Consider the following 17,597-nt stretch of genomic DNA (forward strand, 5'->3'; position numbering starts at 1 on the left):
GGTGGAAACTATATTTCTTCTCCCTTGTCTACTCCTCTCCCTTGTCTCCCTATCTCCCCAACTCCCTCGTCTTCCCAAAGGGTGCAAAGGAGTCACAATGCGAATCTCTACTATGATTTCAGGGCGTTTTAGATTTTGGACGCGAAAAATAGCGATATTAGCTTGCTTATTACTATTGGTAAGTTGTCAAGCCAAAAATCAGCCTACGGACAATCAAATATTGGTGAAAGTGGCGCGTGTAGTGAGTGGGCAAAGTTTAGAGGTGTTGGGTATGGGTGAACAACCTAATTTTGCTTCGCCAGTGCGCTTAATTGGCCTTGATGCGCCAGATTTGCGGCAAAATCCTTGGGGTGATGAAGCGAGACAAAGCTTAGAAAAGTTAATTGGTGGTGTAGAACAATCAATCAAGCTAGAGTTTGATATTGAAAATAAAGATAAACTGGGGCGGACATTAGCTTATGTCTGGAAAGATAACCAGTTATTAAATGAACAAATAGTCAAACAAGGATATGCGCTGTTTGTGGGGCGATCGCCTAATCACAAATATGACCAACGTCTAGAACGCGCCCAACAATGGGCAAGAATTATGGGAGAAGGAATTTGGAACCCAAAAAATCCTATGCGCCAAACTCCGGCTGAGTTCCGGTTTTTGAATCGATGAATTGAGGGATCAGCGATCGCGCCTTTGAATGTATGATTCAGTGTTGAGTCGTGAGTGCTGAGTGTGGGACTATTGACTCTTGACTATTGACAATTAACTCACCCATGACTCAACTACAAATTTTTCTCGATATTGCTACCGAGGCGGCTTTAACAGCAGGTGCAGTTTTACAAGGTTATTTAGGCAAATTAGAAGATGCTGTAACTGAAAAAGGTCGCCCCGGTGATTTGGTCACAGCTGCGGATAAAGCCTCCGAAGCAGTGGTGTTAGAAGTTCTCCAGCGTCATTTGCCGCAGCATTCTATTTTGGCAGAAGAATCAGGTAAGATTGGCAATCAAGATAATGAATTTTTATGGGCGATCGATCCCTTAGATGGTACGACAAACTATGCCCACCAATATCCTTTTTTTGCCGTTTCTATTGGGTTATTAATTAATGGTACGCCGCAAGTAGGCGTAATTTATGACCCACTGCATAATGAATTATTTCAGGCGGCGGTTGGTTTAGGTGCAACTCGTAACCGCCGCCCCATCAAGGTTTCCCAAACCAATGAATTACGTAAAAGCTTGTTAGTCACTGGCTTTGCTTACGATCGCCGCGAAACTCCAGATAATAATTATGCCGAATTTTGTCACTTGACTCACCTCACCCAAGGAGTTAGACGTAGCGGTTCAGCATCCATTGATTTAGCTTATGTCGCCTGTGGTCGTGTCGATGGTTATTGGGAACGAGGACTCTCACCTTGGGATATAGTTGCTGGCATCATTTTATTACAAGAAGCGGGCGGTAAAGTCACAGCTTATGATGGTAGTCCTTTACAAATCAATTCAGGACGCATTCTCGCCACTAACGGTTACATTCATGAAATTCTCAGCCATGAATTAACACAAGTTCCACCTTTATCTTCTTGGAAATAATTAACGAAAATATATCAATATTTTTGACTGCGAGAGGGGCTTTTTATTACCAAGCAGAATTGGAATATTCCATGTGTAGGGAAAATTATCCCCAATATAAGCTAAGGCCAGTAAAGGGTTAAGAGTGCGGATTTTTCCTTACACCCCTAAACCCATACACCACTCAATAATTTAATGTGTCACGGTTTTTGCTGATTGGTTAAACAATAAATTGCGGGATTTTTCCACATCTAATGCTTGATTTTTGAAAGCTTCGGCTTTCTCGTAGGCGCGAATTGTGGCGGGACGAGCTTTAATAGTTTCAAACCAGCGTTGGATATTGGGGAAATCTTCTAGTTTTTGACTTTGCCGTTCATAAGGCACAATCCAAGGATAAGCAGCGATATCTGCAATAGAATAATCGCCAGCAATGAATTCTTTATCTGCTAGTTGCTTATTCAGCACAGCATATAAGCGTCCCGTTTCGTTGACATAACGGTTAATTGCATATTCAATTTTTTCGGGAGCATAGCTGCTAAAGTGGTGATTCTGTCCCGCCATTGGCCCCAAACCTGCCATTTGCCAAAACAACCATTGCAGCACTTCTACTCGTTTTCTGAAATCAGCAGGAATTAATTTCCCGGTTTTTTCTGCTAGATACAGCAAAATTGCCCCAGATTCAAAGACTGAGACTGGCGCACCACCATCTGCTGGTTCATGGTCAATAATCGCCGGGATACGATTGTTAGGAGAAATCTTGAGAAAGTCTGGTTGAAACTGCTCCCCAGCACCAATATTTATAGGCACAATTTTGTAGGGTAATTCCGCTTCTTCCAGAAACATCGTGATTTTATGACCGTTGGGCGTTGTCCAATAGTAAAGTTCAATCATAAATTTGATTCTCCTGGGAATTTGAGTCAAATGAATTATGAAGTGTGAAGTATGAAGTCTGAAATTTCATAATTCATACTTCACACTTCATACTTTTTCTAACCTTGATATGGATTACCAACTCTATCTACGAACACGTTGTAAGAAAATGGTAAGCGGCCGGGATTTAAGCGAGGTTCTGCGGCATAACCTACAGGAACGATAACAGCGATCGCTAAATTTGGATCATCTGCTGCACCAATTACTTCTTTCACTTTCTCTTCAATCCAGCCATTCATAAAGCAGGTGGACAACCCCAAGCTTTCGGCGGCTAATACTAAATGAGTAGAAGCAATAATCGCATCTTTGATGGCGTATTCCCGGCGCTTATCTCCTAAACCAGCTTGGAATTGCGGAATAGAATTTCTAAAATAGTTGACTGTACCTTCATTCCAAGCACCTGTTTGTAATCCTTGTTCTAATATCGGAGTCAAATCTTGTTCACCAGCCGTAACATCAGCCGCAAATACGAAAGTTACAGGTGCTTCAATAACTTGCTTTTGATTCCAAGATGCTGCGGCTAAGGCTGCTTTTTGCGCTTCATCTTGCACCAAAATAATTCGCCAGTCTTGAATATTAAAGCTGCTGGGGGCGGCTACAGTTAACTCTACCAGTTGCTTGAGTAATTCTGGTGCAATGGGGTCTGTTTTAAAAGTTTTGATCGAACGACGCTGAAGAATAGCGGTAGGTACATCTAAAGCTTTTGTTTGAGTGATTGGATTCATGAGATTTTCCCCTGAAAGATAGGTTACAGGCATTATATATTTGGCTACCTGCTGACTGGCAGATTTAACTATTGATAAATATTTGTCTATTGGGCGTAAATATCTATCGACAGAAGAAAGCAGCAGTAAATTTATGGCAGTCTAGATACTTAGAACATTGGTAAATAATCAAACTGAAATAGCACTTAGCCCTCAGACTTCAGACTGAAGCTATACAAACCAAACCCGCCTGATCAAGTTTTTAGATAGTCCGCGTGGTGCGCCAAGCGGGACTTTGTTTGTGTGCAAGATGAACCGCGATTTCCAATCGCCTGATGTTTCGCAGTACTCAGCACTAAATTGACCGAATTACACCACCATCAACTCGCACAGCCGCACCATTCGTTGCCGACGCAAGAGGACTGGAAAGGTAAGCTACAAGTGTGGCGACTTCTTCGTTCGTTGCAAAGCGTTGGATAAGAGAACTGGGACGTACTTTTTGAAAAAATTCCGCCTCGACTTCACTGGCGCTAATACCCCGTTCTTTTCCCATTTGGGTGATAAATTCCTCAACGCCTTCTGAACGTGTAGGCCCTGGTAGCACAGAATTTACTGTCACGGCTGTACCAACGGTCAGTTCTGCTAAACCCCTGGCGAGAGAAATTTGAGCCGTTTTCGTCACCCCATAGTGAATCATTTCTACAGGGATTTGAACACCAGACTCACTGGAGATGAAAATCACTCTTCCCCAGTTTTGTGCCAACATTTTTTGCAGATATTTGCGACTTAAACGCACTCCGCTAAGTACGTTTACTTCCAATATATGCAGCCAATCTTCATCAGTAATCTCGAAAAATGTTTTCGGTTCGTAAATTCCCAGATTATTAATCAGGATATCAACTTGCGGAAATTGGGCAAAAACTTGCTCAACTCCGGCTGGTGTTGCTAAATCGGCAACAATACCTGTAACTTTCGCATCAGGATTGGTTTGCTTAATCTTGTCAATCGCCTGGGTGACTCGTTGTTCACTGCGGCCATTGACAATCACTGCTGCGCCTTCTTGTGCTAAAGTTTGGGCGATCGCAAAACCAATACCTGTGGTAGAACCACTAACCAACGCCGACTTATTATCTAATTTCAAATCCATATTGCTTCCCCTCTACAGGTGAAGTGCTGAGTACCGTACACTGATCGTAGTTGAAGTGTGAGTGCTGAGTTAGAATTTTACCCCTACACCCACACACCCCTACACTCTCACCCTTACACCCCTACATCACCACACTCCTGCCTCTTATTCCTGTGGAATATGCTGTGCTAAAGTCTTAGTTAATGTAGATTTCGGCACTGCACCAACCACCGTATCTACTTGCCGCCCATCCTTAAAAATCATGAGTGTGGGTATGGTGCGAATTCCGTAATGACTGGCAACAGTAGGATTTTGATCGGTGTTCACCTTTACTACTTTTACCTTTCCTTCGTATTCGCTGGCAACTTCATCGACTACTGGCGCAACCATCCGACAAGGGCCACACCAAGGAGCCCAAAAATCTACCAAAACTGGAACTTCACTTTCTAAAACTTCTGGCTTGAACGTGGCTTCTGTGACATTTGTAACGGATGACATAGTTGCCTTCCTGTTTTAATTCGTTTATTCGATTTTATCGAATAATTAAAATATACGCTAGTTTAAGAGATAATACAAGTATGAGATTTTTATATCATCCAGACAGAAAAGATATATCGTTACCGGCGGTGTTGTATGCTTTGGGCGACCCAGTGCGGCTAGAGATTGTGAGATTATTAGCGAGTAAAGGGGAGCAATGCTGTGCAGATTTTGATTTTGCGATCGCCAAGTCTACCATGTCCAACCACTTCAAAATTCTGAGAGAGTCAGGAGTAGTTTTGACTCATAAAGAAGGAACCCAGCACATTAATCAGTTGCGGCGCGAAGATTTAGAATTGTTATTTCCTGGTTTATTAGAAGCAGTATTGCGATCGGCTCAACCATTATTGTGTCAAAAATCAATGGTCAAGAGTCAATAGTCATTTGTCCTTGGTCATTTCCCCCACTCCCTCCACTCCCCACACTCCCCACACTCCCCACACTTCCCACACTCCCCACACTCCCCACACTCCCCACACTCCCCCCTACTCCCAACTCCCCATTCCCTACTCCCTTTCACCCTATGTCATCATAGTTAAGGTTGAGCAATTCTGGAGATAAGACTACGGTTTACGCACGTCCCCTAGCACGGTTAATTGAGCAGTTGCAACGCCTACCAGGAGTTGGCCCCAAATCAGCCCAGCGACTAGCTCTGCACATTTTAAAGCGCCCAGAAGCAGAAGTAGAAGCTCTGGCGCAGGCTTTGGTTGATGCCAAAAAGCAAGTAGGTTTATGTTCAGTCTGCTTCCATTTATCTGCGGAACCAGTTTGTGAAATCTGCCGCAACCCTAACCGCGACAATCAAACTATCTGCGTTGTTGCTGATTCCCGTGATGTAATTGCACTGGAAAAAACCCGCGAATACAAAGGTAAATATCATGTTTTGGGTGGAGTAATTTCGCCGATGGATGGAATTGGCCCAGAACAATTAAATCTCCAACCCTTAGTGCGGCGGGTGAGTCAGCAAAAACCCCAGGAAGTGATTTTAGCAATTAGTCCCAGCGTAGAAGGGGAAACCACCACACTATATATAGGTCAACTACTCAAACCTTTTACAAAAGTGACACGCATTGCCTTTGGCTTACCTGTAGGCGGAGATTTAGAATACGCCGACGAAGTAACCTTAGCCAGAGCCTTAGAAGGACGGCGGGAGTTAGATTGAGATGGGTGTACTGATTCAAAACCCCTATAGTTACATCTTGCACCAAGCGACTGAAGTCGCGGCTACACGAACAAAACCCGCCTGCGCGGGTTCAAAACCCTTGACTTTACATTAGTCCGCGTAGGCGGACTTCGTTTTTATAGCCGCGAATTCCATTCGTCGAGGCTAGGTGCAAGATATGTGTATACCGTTCGGCTGACGCTCACGGCGAAGCCCTATACCCCTACACCCACTCTTAACAGACAATCTTTGTGCATAAATCCTGAACTATTGACTATCAGCCAAAAGTTGATTCCAAGCTTTAATGACTTGCTGTAAATCTTGAGGCAAGTTGCTTTGAGAAATATCGTTATACTGCACAGTACCCTGTCTGCTGGTAAGAGTGTAGGTAATAAAATCGGCTGCACCCCTGGGCGCGGGATAACTGCGGTTGTTAAATTCCTTGCGGGTGCGTTTGAGTAATTGTTGAAATTGTCGCAGTTGTCGGCGCGAAGTTTGCTTGACACTGCGTTCAGAATCATTCGCATCACCAATACGCACCCGAATCACGCGACCATCATTGAGTAATACTGTTTGGTAAATTCTCCCAGCAAAACCACCGCTAGAAATTTGGCGGAAGACTACACCTTGATCTAATGGTGGAGGTAATTCATTGGCGGGAATGGGAATTGATTGAGCTGTGTTAGTTTGGTTTTCACTTGAAGCCAGCTTGACGCGCGAACCATCGTTATCTGATAAAAACACCCAACGCTGATTTGCTGCGCCTACGGTTACTTGCCAACCATTAACTGATATGGGGTCACAAGGATAAGGAGGGGTGGAGCGATCGCAACCATCTGCCCAATTTTTGGCGGTAAAATTGAGGATAGATAGCGATCGCACTGATAATCCTGAAACTGTTTGCGCTTCTTGTAAAACTCCATCCCGCACTTTTTTCGGCAATTGTTTCTGTGACGAATTAGTTGCTGAAGCTAAACGCAACGAACGCCCATTATTATTAGTGTGATAAGTCCATTTCTGCTTACCATTCGATACCACAACCAACCAACCAGGAACTAATGCTTGAGTACAAAGTTCATTCGGTTGTGGTAGCTCCAAACAACCATTACGCCAAGTCTTACGACTATAGTTAATAACTTGCAGTTCTCTCCTAGATCCGCCATTTCTGCTCACTATATCTTGAAAAACTGCATTAGTAACTAATGTGGGTAAGTTATTAGATTGATTTTTATTTGCGTAAACTTCATTTGTAGTTGTTGGCGAAAAACTAGCTGGATTTGCTGTGGCACTTTTAATCAACGTTAGCCCACTACCAACAGACAAAATACTAGTCAAAACTAAGGCAGTCAAAATTCTCGCTTGATTGGCAATATGTTGATTTTTTCGCATATTTTTCCTAAATAAAATGCCCTCTTTGTGAATATTTAAGGCATTAAGAACCAATATTTTAGTAATTAATGACAACAAAATACTCAGTGTCCGAATTATATAGATTCGGAATTTTTTAAAGGTCTGTCATCAAAAGCAGACATAGGCAGAGACGCAGGGATAGTGATACTTTGTTCCTTAATCTTTATCCAAATTTCACAAAATGAAAAACACTTCGATTACCTATGTAAATTAAGGCGTTGCTGATTAGCAGGATGTTTTTGTTTCACACAAAAACGCAAAAAATCTTTACTGTGCTGAAATAGCAAGATTTTATACTTGATTTAAGATTATCGAGATTTATCTGAAATCTAGTATAGAGAAGCTTAAAACGTATTTTTTAATATCAGTATTCTTGAGTTGCTAATATAATTTTCTTTTTTAACGTTTATATCAGCCAACGTAAACATTTATTACAGAATCCTTTGATACCAATTTTTAGTAAGTAATATTGTCGTTTTACCCCCGCCATCCAAGGGTAATTACTTAGATTAAGCTGACATAATAAGCATCCAACTTTATTATTTCATCGGAGATAAATATCAATAGCTATTCAAGCTAATTCAGAACTTGTAACAGACAAAGAAAATGACTGCGAACAACAATTGAGTAAGCATTTTCATTCTTCTTGCTAACACTCGTCATAGTGGCATTAATATGGCAAAAATAGGATTACTAATCGGTGTTGATGAATACGAACCTGGATTAAATCCTCTTCCAGCAGCAGGGAAAGATATTGAAGCATTACGTCGAGTTTTACAAGATCCTGAGATGGGAGATTTTCATGAGCTAAAAAGCTTAAAAAATCCTGATCCTCAGATAATGCAATATGAAATTGAAGCAATTTTCTCAGAACGCACAAAAGAAGATTTAATCCTTTTGTATTTCTCTGGTCATGGTATTAAAGATGATGCGGGTAACTTATATTTTGCAACCCGCGCAACCAAGAAAAACTCCAAAGGAGAATTAGTTAGGTCTACAGCAGTTCCAGCTAGTTTCATCCATGAAGTCATGAAACGCAGTCGAGCCAAACGTCAGGTAATTATCTTAGACTGCTGTTTTAGTGGAGCATTCGACCCAATTTTATTTGCAAAAAATGATAATTCTATTGATTTACAAGGACAACTAGGTTCAGAAGGGCGTGTGGTGCTTGCATCTTCTAGTTCTACTGAATATTCTTTTGAACAAGAAGGAGCAGAACTATCTGTTTATACTCGTTATTTAATAGAAGGTATCGAAACAGGAGCCGGGGATCTAAATAGAGATGGACAAATATCAATCTTAGAACTCCATGAATATGCTAGTTGTAAGATACAAGAATTCTTACCAAATCTCAATCCTAAAATTATTGTTATGCGAGATAAGGGTTTTGAAATTATTTTAGCAAAAGCCAAATGTCATCCTCCCCATGTTTTAGGAACAACTCATAGTAAAATTAAAATCGGAGAAATTAAATTAGAATATTCCAGTAAAATCAATAATGATAGGTACTATAATCCTATCCCCAGTCTATTACAGCCGTTTGAGTCATTTATTAGTAGGTTAATTACTAAATTAGATGAATTTTCGGAGAGACTTTTATCTAAATATAAAGAAGAAACTCCTGTAATTCAAAATTTTATTCTAGAAATCATCAGATTAACTTCCGATGCAGATTTAGTGTTTGTCATGAGTCGTGCTAACCATCAAAATGTTTGGGATATTAAAGCACAAAGTCATTTTAGCGAAGTTATTGATGATGATGATTACGCTGAGATTATTAAAAATAAAATCCTGGCTAATCTTCCCATTAACTCTATATTTACTTCAGACCATCATGGAATTTTTAGAATTCACTATGATGAACAAGCATCAGTATCTAAAGCCTTTATACTAATACCTTTAGATACATTAGATAATGAATTTATTTTAGTCTGTGGTTTACTGCGAGATTCTTACTTACTCAGTGATGCTTACTGTACGATTATTTCTAGTTTCTACTTATCTAGTCAAAAATTCTATCTCCAATCTGCCAGAGTAGAAGCATCCATTCTGGATAACTTAAAAAAAGTATATGGTTTTGTCCCAATTTCTTTTTATGAGAAAAGATTTAGTCTTTTCTGCGATCGCCTTGCTAAAATTATTATCTATTTTGAGCCAATTCTTGATTTAGATACATTTTCAATTAGTGGCTGGGAAGCTTTAGCCCGCGACCCAGATAGTTTAACTGCGCCTGTAGATTTATTCTATGCTGCTGAGTTATGGGGACGTAAATTCACTATAGAGTTAGATAAATTTCTCCTCAGATTAGCGGCTGATAGCTACAGAAAAGCATTGATAAAAGCAAAACAAAATAGAGCCTATGAGATACTACCTTTATCTGTGAATGTATATCCAGAATCTTTGATGCGAACAGCTTATTTTGAAACTGTGCGTGAAATTGTTAAGGAAGGAAAAAGCAATCAAATTCCAGCCAGAAAACTAATTTTAGAAATTTCTGAAAAAGCTGATTTACCTATGTATCAAGATGGAATCAAACTACTATCGCCATTAGATACCTTTAAATTGAGATTGTCTAAATATGTTCAAGAATTAAAAGTTAAGTTTGGGATTGATGATTTTGGTGTAGGTTATGCCTCAGTCTCTCGATTAGCTGGACTTAACCCGCCTTATGTCAAAATTGATAGGGAAATTCTGCATCGTGAACCAGTGAGTGTAATTATCAATTTTGTTCAACAGATAGTTTCATCGACAAATCCCCTCAATCCAGCCAGTATTATTGTTGAGGGCTTAGATAAGACTTCGCCAGTAAAACTATGTCAATTGAGAAAATTAGATATTAGTTATGTACAAGGTCATTTAATTGGCAAAGCAGAACCAGGAATTTATCGTTTATCTCAAGAAAAAAGTGAGTTTTTGCGAGAACAAATTTTTGCAGAATAACTCATATACAGCGTTTTTCATCTCAATGAGGTACATTTATCTAGCCTCTATCCCCTATCAACTTGTACTGCACTAAAATTCGGCTTTGTTACGCCCATAAAACTTGATTTTCAACTAATTTAGGGTTATCAACATCAAACCTAATAGTAGTAGCAGCCCAGTTTTTTAAATCTGGTGCTAACCAAACTAGTTGACTGAGAACTTCATCGTTAACCCACAGCACTATGGGGAAATGCAGATTTTTGCGAAACTCATCACGCATGAGATTAGTACTAATTAGTAGTTGTGGAATTGCTACGACTGACTCTAAACCATGCACTATCAAAGCTTGAGGATGAGGAAGACCAATATTATTAGTGATTGTCGTATAAAGTGTTTCATCTGTAGGTGACAAGATGAGTTCTTGGATGGCTACCGATGACAATTCTTTTAAAAATTTCAGTATCTGCTGTCGTTTAGAGATAGAGTCACAACAAACGAGTATCAAAGAAAATTCCCCAGCAGCAACCTTAATTGCTCTTGCTAACCTCTCTGCTGCGGCTGCATTATTTCCTACGCTTTCTGGGAAATTACTGCTAGTATTCATTCCATACCCTGCATTTGATATTCAAAATAGCTAGTTTTTATAGTGAAATTACTTGATTTAAGGTTATTTATATTACCTTGCTGAAATTGGGAATTGACAGATATTCTTTCTGATAATAAATAGCATAATCCTAAATGTCCAAGAGTAGGGAAAAAAATTAAGATTTGTATACAGATGATAGATGTGAGTTTGTGTAACTATAGTTACAATGTCATGAAAGCAAGACAGGACTAATATTGTGTTTGGTGAAAGACTTATTATTAAATGGGGCAAAGGAGACAAGGGAGACAGGGAAGATAGAGAAATTTACCTTGTTTCCTCTTCCCATACACACTCAGTATTTTGTACTTTGCTTTAGCAGGTGAGCAAGCAACTTCTGTTGGGGTATGCCAGTCAATTGTCCATGTTTTCTGTTGTTTGTAACCAAATATGAAAAGATTTCTCAAGCGGTGTGTTGAGGTAGTTGTTTGGAATTTGGGTCAAAGTCGCAAACAAGCTTTCTTTGGCGTTATGGTTGTTCTTAGCGCGATCGCTACATTCTTACTTTCATTTCCCATTGCGGCACAAAATTTGCCGACAAATTCAGAACTAAGGGGAGTATGGTTGACTAATATTGATAGTAATGTGTTGTTTGAACGCAACCGTCTGAAGAATGCTCTGCAAAAGCTGGATGAATTAAACTTCAATACTGTTTATCCGGCGGTGTGGAATTGGGGATATACATTATATCCCAGTAAAGTAGCTGCGAAAGTCATTGGGCGATCGCTTGATCCAACACCAGGGTTGCAAGGGCGCGATATGCTCAAAGAAATTGTCAGCGAGGGACATAAACAAGGGCTAACAGTGATTCCTTGGTTTGAATTTGGCTTTATGGCTCCTGCTGATTCTTTATTAGCCAAAAACCGTCCCCAATGGCTAACAAGTCGCAGCAACGGTACCAAAATTGTCAAAGAAGGTATACATGATCGAGTTTGGCTCAATCCCTTCCACCCCGATGTTCAGAAATTTATTCAAGATTTAATCGTGGAAATTGTTCGTAACTACGACATTGATGGGATTCAATTTGATGACCATTTTGGCTTGCCTTCAGAATTAGGCTACGATGCTTATACAGTGGCACTTTATAAAAAAGAACATGGTGGAAAAGCACCCTCGAAAAATTCTAAAGATCCAGAATGGGTGCGTTGGCGAGCAAATAAAATCACCGACTTTATGAAGCGGGTATTTACAGCGATTAAAACCACGAAAAAGAACTGCTTGGTGTCTGTTGCACCTAATCCCCAGCGTTTTTCTTACGAATACTTTTTAGCCGACTGGCAAAAATGGGAACGTCTGGGGCTAGTGGAAGAATTAGTGTTGCAGATATATCGAGATGATTTGAATGTATTTGTCAAAGAATTAGAGTATCCAGAAGTAAAAGCCGCACGCAGTCATATACCTGTGAGTATTGGAATTATAACTGGGTTGAAGAACAAAAATGTCCCCATTGACCAAATTCAAACCCAGGTACAAAAAGTACGCGATCGCAACTTTGCTGGTGTCTCCTTCTTTTTCTATGAAACGCTGTGGAACTTAACCAAAGAATCAGCCACAGTACGTCAAGCCGGCTTACAAAAGATGTTCCCCAAACCAGCAAATTATCCAAATTTATTGGCAGGCTGGAATAAGGCTGTCAAAGGTCAATAATCATTATTTTCACACCCTTACACCCTTAATCATAAGGCTTGATATTAAACTTCAGCAAAAGTAGGTGGATAAACAACCTTTCCCGTATACTTTTGCTGATAGTTTTGCAGTGGTTTTACCATAAAAACATCATCTGGTACGGGAAAAGGAGACTCAATTTGATAAATAACAGAAGGCTGAAAAGCAAAGCGATTATAGAAGTGGGGATGACCTAATACAATTACTAAAACTTCTCCTAACTCATTGGCTATTTTTAACCCTGCCTCTACTAAGGTGCTGCCAATACCTTGTCTTTGAAACTGGGGATGAACTGCCAAAGGTGCTAAACCAATTACCTGGAATTTTTCTGTATTTACTAGGTCAATATAGCTAAATAAAATATGACCAACTATGACATTATCTATCTCGGCGACTAATGAAAGTTCGGGAATATAGCGGTCTGAAAGACGGATTTTATCTATTAGGTTAGCCTCATTGTCTTGTCCAAAGGCTAATCTATTTACATCAGCTATTGCTGGGTAGTCTAAAACAGTTTCACAGCGAATGTTGAGCATTGTAAAACCAATTTATAAAACTTGGGTGATGAGGAAGCCAGATTATTTTAATCACAATTTTGACACCTCTTAATCACCTTTCAAGGGTCTGACAGGTTTAGGATTGTTAAATTCTACCCCACAAGAATTGATTTGGGGTGTCAGGGTAATGGGACTTTGATTAACTCGTGATTTTTGGTAGGACTTACACCAGAACTCTGTTTGATGATTTGAGGTGCGATCGCTTCGTTTAACTTTACGTTAAGTTTATCAATGGTTAATTATTCATAAATGGGGACTTTTACAAAAAAGTCCCCTGTTTAGTTAAACCTCTCTCAATATTCGCCCCTCCTGTGGTTAGAATCTAAAGCCCGCACCATACCCCAAAATCCAGCAAAGAGCCAACCAGGTACACCCCCAATACCAAATCCTGCGATTGCAGCTACGATAAACACTACGAACGGAACTAAAAAGTCAAGGAAACTCTGGAAATAAATCGCAATCCCTATTGATCCAAAAAATATACCTAAAAAGAACGCAATAGCAGGATTCTTCTTAGACTTTAAAGGTGGCATTTTATCCCACATTTCTTATTCACTCTGTGTCAGGTTGATTTAGTTGACCCAATCTAGTAGTGCATCCTTTTTTACAGGTGCTTGATTCTACGCTAATTGATACAGATTGAAATGTATCCATACTCATCATTTTTGCATAACTAATCCTCAAAAATACTTATAAGAAGATTAATTAAAAAAAACCTATCTTCAGACAGATGCCTATTTTTATTTTGATTTAAAGGTAAACTTTATAACTACAAGAAAATCAAGTTCATTTTCGTAATATTGGGAGTGATAAATTCTGATTTTAAGCTTCCTGGAGAGAAAATTTAATATCATGTAATGTGTTATTCAAGATTCATACCTATTCCATCCTTAACGCAATTATTTACCTATGCAGACATACAACCCATCGGTTAGCTTAATCAGGGCTACATCTTACGAAAGGACGGCTTTACGGGAATCATTAACCACTTTGCTAGAACCTCTAGGAGGAATCACAGCTTTTGTCAAACCAGGACAAAAAGTGTTACTCAAGCCGAATCTCCTCACAGGCGCACGTCCTACGAAAGAATGTACTACTCGCCCAGAACTGGTTTCTGAAGTTGCCAAAATGGTCATCGAAGCTGGTGGTAAACCCTTTTTGGGGGATAGTCCCGCTTTTGGGAGTGCGAAGGGAGTCGCCATTGCTAATGGTTATCAATCTTTTATCCAAGAACTCAATCTTCCCATCGTCGAATTTCATGGTCAGCGTTACCAGACAGTCAGCGAAAATTTCAACCACCTGCTACTGTGTAAAGAGGCGATGGAAGCGGATGTTATTATTAATTTGCCCAAAGTTAAATCACACATGCAATTAACTTTAACCTTGGGTGTGAAAAATTTATTTGGTTGTGTTCCCGGTAAAATGAAAGCTTGGTGGCACATGGAAGCCGGGAAAGATGCTAACCGTTTTGGGGAAATGTTAGTAGAAACAGCTAAAGCAATCAACCCCAATTTAACTATTTTAGACGGCATTATTGGTCATGAAGGTAATGGCCCTAGTGGTGGCGAACCCCGGAATTTAGGAATTTTAGCCGCCGCATCCGATGTGTTTGCTTTAGATAGGGCTATGGTAGAAATTCTCAATGTTTCACCCCAGCAAGTACCGACTGTTGCTGCTTCCCAAAGGTTAGGGGTTTGTCCCGGACTAGATGAAATTGAATTTCCGCTGTTACATCCCGATTTATTACACATCTCAGATTGGCGCTTACCTGATAAGTTAATGCCAATTGATTTTGCTATGCCCCGCGTGATCAAATCTACGTTTAAACATCTTTACATTCGATTTATCAAGGAACCGATGAATACATATAGCAGAGGTTAGTTTAAATAAGCAATTTTAGAGAATAAGTAACTGCAAAGTCAGCTACAGCAACCACTAAGTTCAGAGATTAAGCTTTAATTACCCTCCGATTGCTTAACCAGACAACCGCCATTCTCTATTGGCGGTTTTTTATGTCAGCAATTTGTCAGCAAAATTTAATTATTTGTTAATAAAGAGATCCCCGTCTTCTGTAAGAAGTCAGGGATCTAAAACTTTATTCTCAAAGTATTTTTACTCTACCTATGTATAGATTGACAAACCTAAAGTAATGTTACATAACACTAGTATAGTGAATTAACAAGTCGGTTTTTCGTGCGATCGCTGAATTCACTCTTGCTAAATCAGTGAATCTCTCTATGCTGATTTGGAGTGTATTTTTATCTAATCATCGGCTAATGATTCGGTTGCTTGTCACGCTGAGTTTGATAATAAAAAGTATCAAAGTCTTCAGTGAGATTTCGGTAGACATTGCTGATGAGTAAAATTATCTAAATCTATGAAACCAGCCTATCTAGAGTATTTTCAGATGTTATAATTCCAACAATTGCTTTAAGATAAGTTATCAATTTATATCGGCACAACAGAAAAAATGTAGTATTTGATGCAATTTATTAACCTTTACTTAACCAAAACTTGGCAAATCTTTGCAAGGAATCGTAACATATTATTCACTTAGATAATTCCGAAATGTTTTTCTGTAACTTTGTATCAATCTTGTCGGAGATAAAATTATTGTTATGACACCTGCCAAACTGGTTCACTTTTTTGACTGCTACACAGTAGTCAGTAAAAAATCGTTAAAATGGCATCAAGAGTCTCTCCGAGAGATAAAACTTATCAAGTGAGTTGAAGAATTTCAAATTTGTATGGATTCAAATAGTCAGTCTGCAAACACTACCGATACATATTCCCATCGTTTGGCAGACTTTGTGGGAACTGCGATCGCACTGTTAACCTTAACCCTACCTCTATTTGTCATTGCCCATTATTCCTCGAATGATGTAGTCCCAAATAATCAACAATCCCTGACATATCAACTGCACAAACGCTCAGAATAATTTCCAGTCCACATTAGTTAATGATATGAGAATTCAGGAGTCAGAAGAATAGTTTCTCTAACCAGCCTTGAGAACTAAATGGTTTACTAATCTGCTACAGCATTCAGAAAGAAACAGCGTCGCTAGTTTTTCTAGTGGCGCTTTTTCTAGTCAAAACTGACGTATGAACACGAAAAATCAAGAGTTTGGGAAAATATTTAAGTATTCAAAACCTCTACACCCAGTCTCAATACTGTGTCCGAATCCTGAGTTCCGCGAAAATGGATCAAGTCGTGCTGAGGTTATATATCGGAAGTTGGGGTTTATTCTGGCATGATTCTCTCCTACGGCCAATGAAAGCTGCTTTTTAGATAGCTAAATTGAGAACGTGAATCAGCTAAAAGTTTTTATGGACTGTAAAAGTCAAAAACTATAGTTCATAACCAGGAGCAATATTATGTCAGATACCAGTAAACGTGGCTTTGCTTCTATGGATGAAGATAAGCAACGCGAAATCGCCAGCAAGGGTGGACACGCTGCTCATGAAAAAGGTACTGCTCACGAATTTACTTCTGAAGAAGCGCGTGAAGCTGGACGTAAAGGAGGCGAAACTGTCAGTAAAGATAGAGAACACATGGCTGAAATTGGTCGTGAAGGTGGAAAACAGTCTCACGGAGGCGGTCGCAAAAAACAAAAAGATAATGCTGAGGATATTGAAGATTCCGACGATACTGAATCAAAAGGTACTCAAGGCGGGAGTAGAGAGCAACACGCTGAAGCTGGTCGCCAAAGTCATAAGAACACCAACAAGGATAAATAGTCGGAATTGATGTCTGTTGATATGAGTGTAGGGGTCAGTCCTAACATACAAAGCTTGTCTGTTAGTCCTGGGTGAAGGGGTATAAAGGTTTTGAATGCTTGCACCCTTATCCCCTTTCACCTCTTTGAAAATTTTATTGATAAACATAAGTCAGATAATAAGAAATACTAAAAGCAAACATTACTAAGATGACAGGAATTAAATGATTGAACTCTAACTTACGTTTCTTGAGTATTTGCCAACAAGATAAAGGAATTACCAAAGGCCAAAATATAGTTGTAATTAAAGATACAAGCAAAGATAAGAATTTATCTTCAGGAGAAGATGCTGGATGACGTAGAGAGAATCTCAGCCAGTTGCCGAAAAAATAGCAGGTCATCAAAAAATAAGTAATGAATATCGTTACAATTACTGGCATTTGATTCATAATTCATTCCTTACTTAAGGTTATAAAAGTTCTTGTTAATGAATTATTAGTTTTGCAGATTTCATGATCATATTTTGTAGCCAGCTAAATATTATGCTAATGGAGAAAATAGATAAAACAGTAGTTACACTTAATGCGAAAAAATTTGAGGAAGTAGGTTGTTACAAATAAAGCTAACTAGTTAAGGCCGTCATTTAACAAACACATTTTTCTTATTTG

The 17,597-nt window shown here is 39.4% G+C and carries 19 protein-coding genes; 9 read left to right on the forward strand and 10 right to left on the reverse strand.

The window, feature by feature from the left end; genetic code table 11:
- Nucleotides 1–97: 97 nt before the first annotated feature.
- Together H6G74_RS18310 and H6G74_RS18315 are read left to right on the forward strand one after the other, a co-directional pair.
- Nucleotides 98–661, forward strand: coding sequence for a thermonuclease family protein (locus tag H6G74_RS18310; protein ID WP_190969030.1), 564 nt, complete (start codon nt 98–100; stop codon nt 659–661).
- A gap of 104 nt (nt 662–765) precedes the next feature.
- Nucleotides 766–1,578 (forward strand): inositol monophosphatase family protein, encoded by an 813-nt coding sequence (locus tag H6G74_RS18315; RefSeq protein WP_190969031.1) that lies wholly within the window; start codon nt 766–768, stop codon nt 1,576–1,578.
- 171 nt (nt 1,579–1,749) lie between these two features.
- Here the strand turns inward: H6G74_RS18315 and H6G74_RS18320 are convergent, their stop codons facing one another.
- The 4 genes from H6G74_RS18320 to trxA form a co-directional block, all read right to left on the reverse strand.
- Nucleotides 1,750–2,448: a glutathione binding-like protein gene (locus H6G74_RS18320; protein ID WP_190969032.1), complete on the reverse strand. Its 699-nt coding sequence runs from the start codon at nt 2,446–2,448 to the stop codon at nt 1,750–1,752.
- Nucleotides 2,449–2,546: 98 nt separating this feature from the next.
- Nucleotides 2,547–3,212, reverse strand: coding sequence for a nitroreductase family protein (locus H6G74_RS18325; RefSeq protein WP_190969033.1), 666 nt, complete (start codon nt 3,210–3,212; stop codon nt 2,547–2,549).
- Between the two features lie 334 nt (nt 3,213–3,546).
- On the reverse strand, nt 3,547–4,338 hold the full coding sequence (locus H6G74_RS18330; protein WP_190969034.1) for an SDR family NAD(P)-dependent oxidoreductase: 792 nt from the start codon (nt 4,336–4,338) through the stop codon (nt 3,547–3,549).
- A gap of 144 nt (nt 4,339–4,482) precedes the next feature.
- The gene (gene trxA / locus H6G74_RS18335; RefSeq protein WP_190969035.1) at nt 4,483–4,815 is read right to left on the reverse strand and encodes a thioredoxin; all 333 of its coding nucleotides are present in this window, start codon (nt 4,813–4,815) and stop codon (nt 4,483–4,485) included.
- Between the two features lie 80 nt (nt 4,816–4,895).
- Between trxA and H6G74_RS18340 the strand changes: the two genes are divergently transcribed.
- Nucleotides 4,896–5,234: an ArsR/SmtB family transcription factor gene (locus H6G74_RS18340; protein ID WP_190591708.1), complete on the forward strand. Its 339-nt coding sequence runs from the start codon at nt 4,896–4,898 to the stop codon at nt 5,232–5,234.
- Here H6G74_RS18340 and H6G74_RS31565 read toward each other — a convergent pair.
- Entirely contained in the window at nt 5,221–5,349 is a 129-nt protein-coding gene (locus H6G74_RS31565) for a hypothetical protein (protein ID WP_277927164.1), read from the reverse strand. The two genes, H6G74_RS18340 and H6G74_RS31565, sit on opposite strands and share 14 nt — an antisense overlap.
- Nucleotides 5,350–5,395: 46 nt before the next feature.
- On the opposite strand from H6G74_RS31565, the gene recR reads away from it, so the two are divergent.
- Complete coding sequence (gene recR / locus H6G74_RS18345) at nt 5,396–6,016, forward strand: recombination mediator RecR (protein WP_062294354.1); 621 nt, start codon at nt 5,396–5,398, stop codon at nt 6,014–6,016.
- A 267-nt stretch (nt 6,017–6,283) separates the two neighbouring features.
- Here the strand turns inward: recR and H6G74_RS18350 are convergent, their stop codons facing one another.
- Nucleotides 6,284–7,405 (reverse strand): hypothetical protein, encoded by a 1,122-nt coding sequence (locus H6G74_RS18350; protein WP_190969036.1) that lies wholly within the window; start codon nt 7,403–7,405, stop codon nt 6,284–6,286.
- Nucleotides 7,406–8,101: 696 nt separating this feature from the next.
- Between H6G74_RS18350 and H6G74_RS31260 the strand changes: the two genes are divergently transcribed.
- Nucleotides 8,102–10,366: a caspase, EACC1-associated type gene (locus tag H6G74_RS31260; protein WP_242051273.1), complete on the forward strand. Its 2,265-nt coding sequence runs from the start codon at nt 8,102–8,104 to the stop codon at nt 10,364–10,366.
- A gap of 88 nt (nt 10,367–10,454) precedes the next feature.
- Here H6G74_RS31260 and H6G74_RS18365 read toward each other — a convergent pair whose 3' ends face one another.
- Nucleotides 10,455–10,952, reverse strand: coding sequence for a hypothetical protein (locus H6G74_RS18365; protein WP_190969037.1), 498 nt, complete (start codon nt 10,950–10,952; stop codon nt 10,455–10,457).
- A gap of 429 nt (nt 10,953–11,381) precedes the next feature.
- Here H6G74_RS18365 and H6G74_RS18370 point away from each other — a divergent pair, with 429 nt between their 5' ends.
- Nucleotides 11,382–12,638, forward strand: coding sequence for a glycoside hydrolase family 10 protein (locus H6G74_RS18370; RefSeq protein WP_190969038.1), 1,257 nt, complete (start codon nt 11,382–11,384; stop codon nt 12,636–12,638).
- 44 nt (nt 12,639–12,682) lie between these two features.
- On the opposite strand, the gene H6G74_RS18375 is transcribed toward H6G74_RS18370, so the two are convergent.
- Together H6G74_RS18375 and H6G74_RS18380 are read right to left on the reverse strand one after the other, a co-directional pair.
- Nucleotides 12,683–13,192, reverse strand: coding sequence for a GNAT family N-acetyltransferase (locus H6G74_RS18375; RefSeq protein ID WP_190969039.1), 510 nt, complete (start codon nt 13,190–13,192; stop codon nt 12,683–12,685).
- Nucleotides 13,193–13,506: 314 nt separating this feature from the next.
- The gene (locus H6G74_RS18380) at nt 13,507–13,758 is read right to left on the reverse strand and encodes a hypothetical protein (RefSeq protein ID WP_190969040.1); all 252 of its coding nucleotides are present in this window, start codon (nt 13,756–13,758) and stop codon (nt 13,507–13,509) included.
- A gap of 364 nt (nt 13,759–14,122) precedes the next feature.
- Here H6G74_RS18380 and H6G74_RS18385 point away from each other — a divergent pair, with 364 nt between their 5' ends.
- The 3 genes from H6G74_RS18385 (at nt 14,123) to H6G74_RS18395 (ending at nt 16,951) form a co-directional block, all read left to right on the forward strand.
- Nucleotides 14,123–15,094 carry a DUF362 domain-containing protein gene (locus H6G74_RS18385; protein WP_190969041.1) on the forward strand — a complete coding sequence of 324 codons (972 nt, stop codon included), beginning with the start codon at nt 14,123–14,125 and terminating at the stop codon, nt 15,092–15,094.
- Nucleotides 15,095–15,960: 866 nt separating this feature from the next.
- The gene (locus H6G74_RS18390; RefSeq protein ID WP_190969042.1) at nt 15,961–16,152 is read left to right on the forward strand and encodes a hypothetical protein; all 192 of its coding nucleotides are present in this window, start codon (nt 15,961–15,963) and stop codon (nt 16,150–16,152) included.
- A 436-nt stretch (nt 16,153–16,588) separates the two neighbouring features.
- On the forward strand, nt 16,589–16,951 hold the full coding sequence (locus H6G74_RS18395) for a KGG domain-containing protein (RefSeq protein WP_190969043.1): 363 nt from the start codon (nt 16,589–16,591) through the stop codon (nt 16,949–16,951).
- 133 nt (nt 16,952–17,084) lie between these two features.
- On the opposite strand, the gene H6G74_RS18400 is transcribed toward H6G74_RS18395, so the two are convergent.
- The gene (locus tag H6G74_RS18400) at nt 17,085–17,378 is read right to left on the reverse strand and encodes a hypothetical protein (RefSeq protein WP_190969044.1); all 294 of its coding nucleotides are present in this window, start codon (nt 17,376–17,378) and stop codon (nt 17,085–17,087) included.
- Nucleotides 17,379–17,597: the final 219 nt, after the last annotated feature.

Source organism: Nostoc spongiaeforme FACHB-130 (assembly GCF_014698475.1).
GTDB classification, from domain to species: Bacteria; Cyanobacteriota; Cyanobacteriia; order Cyanobacteriales; family Nostocaceae; genus Nostoc_B; species Nostoc_B spongiaeforme.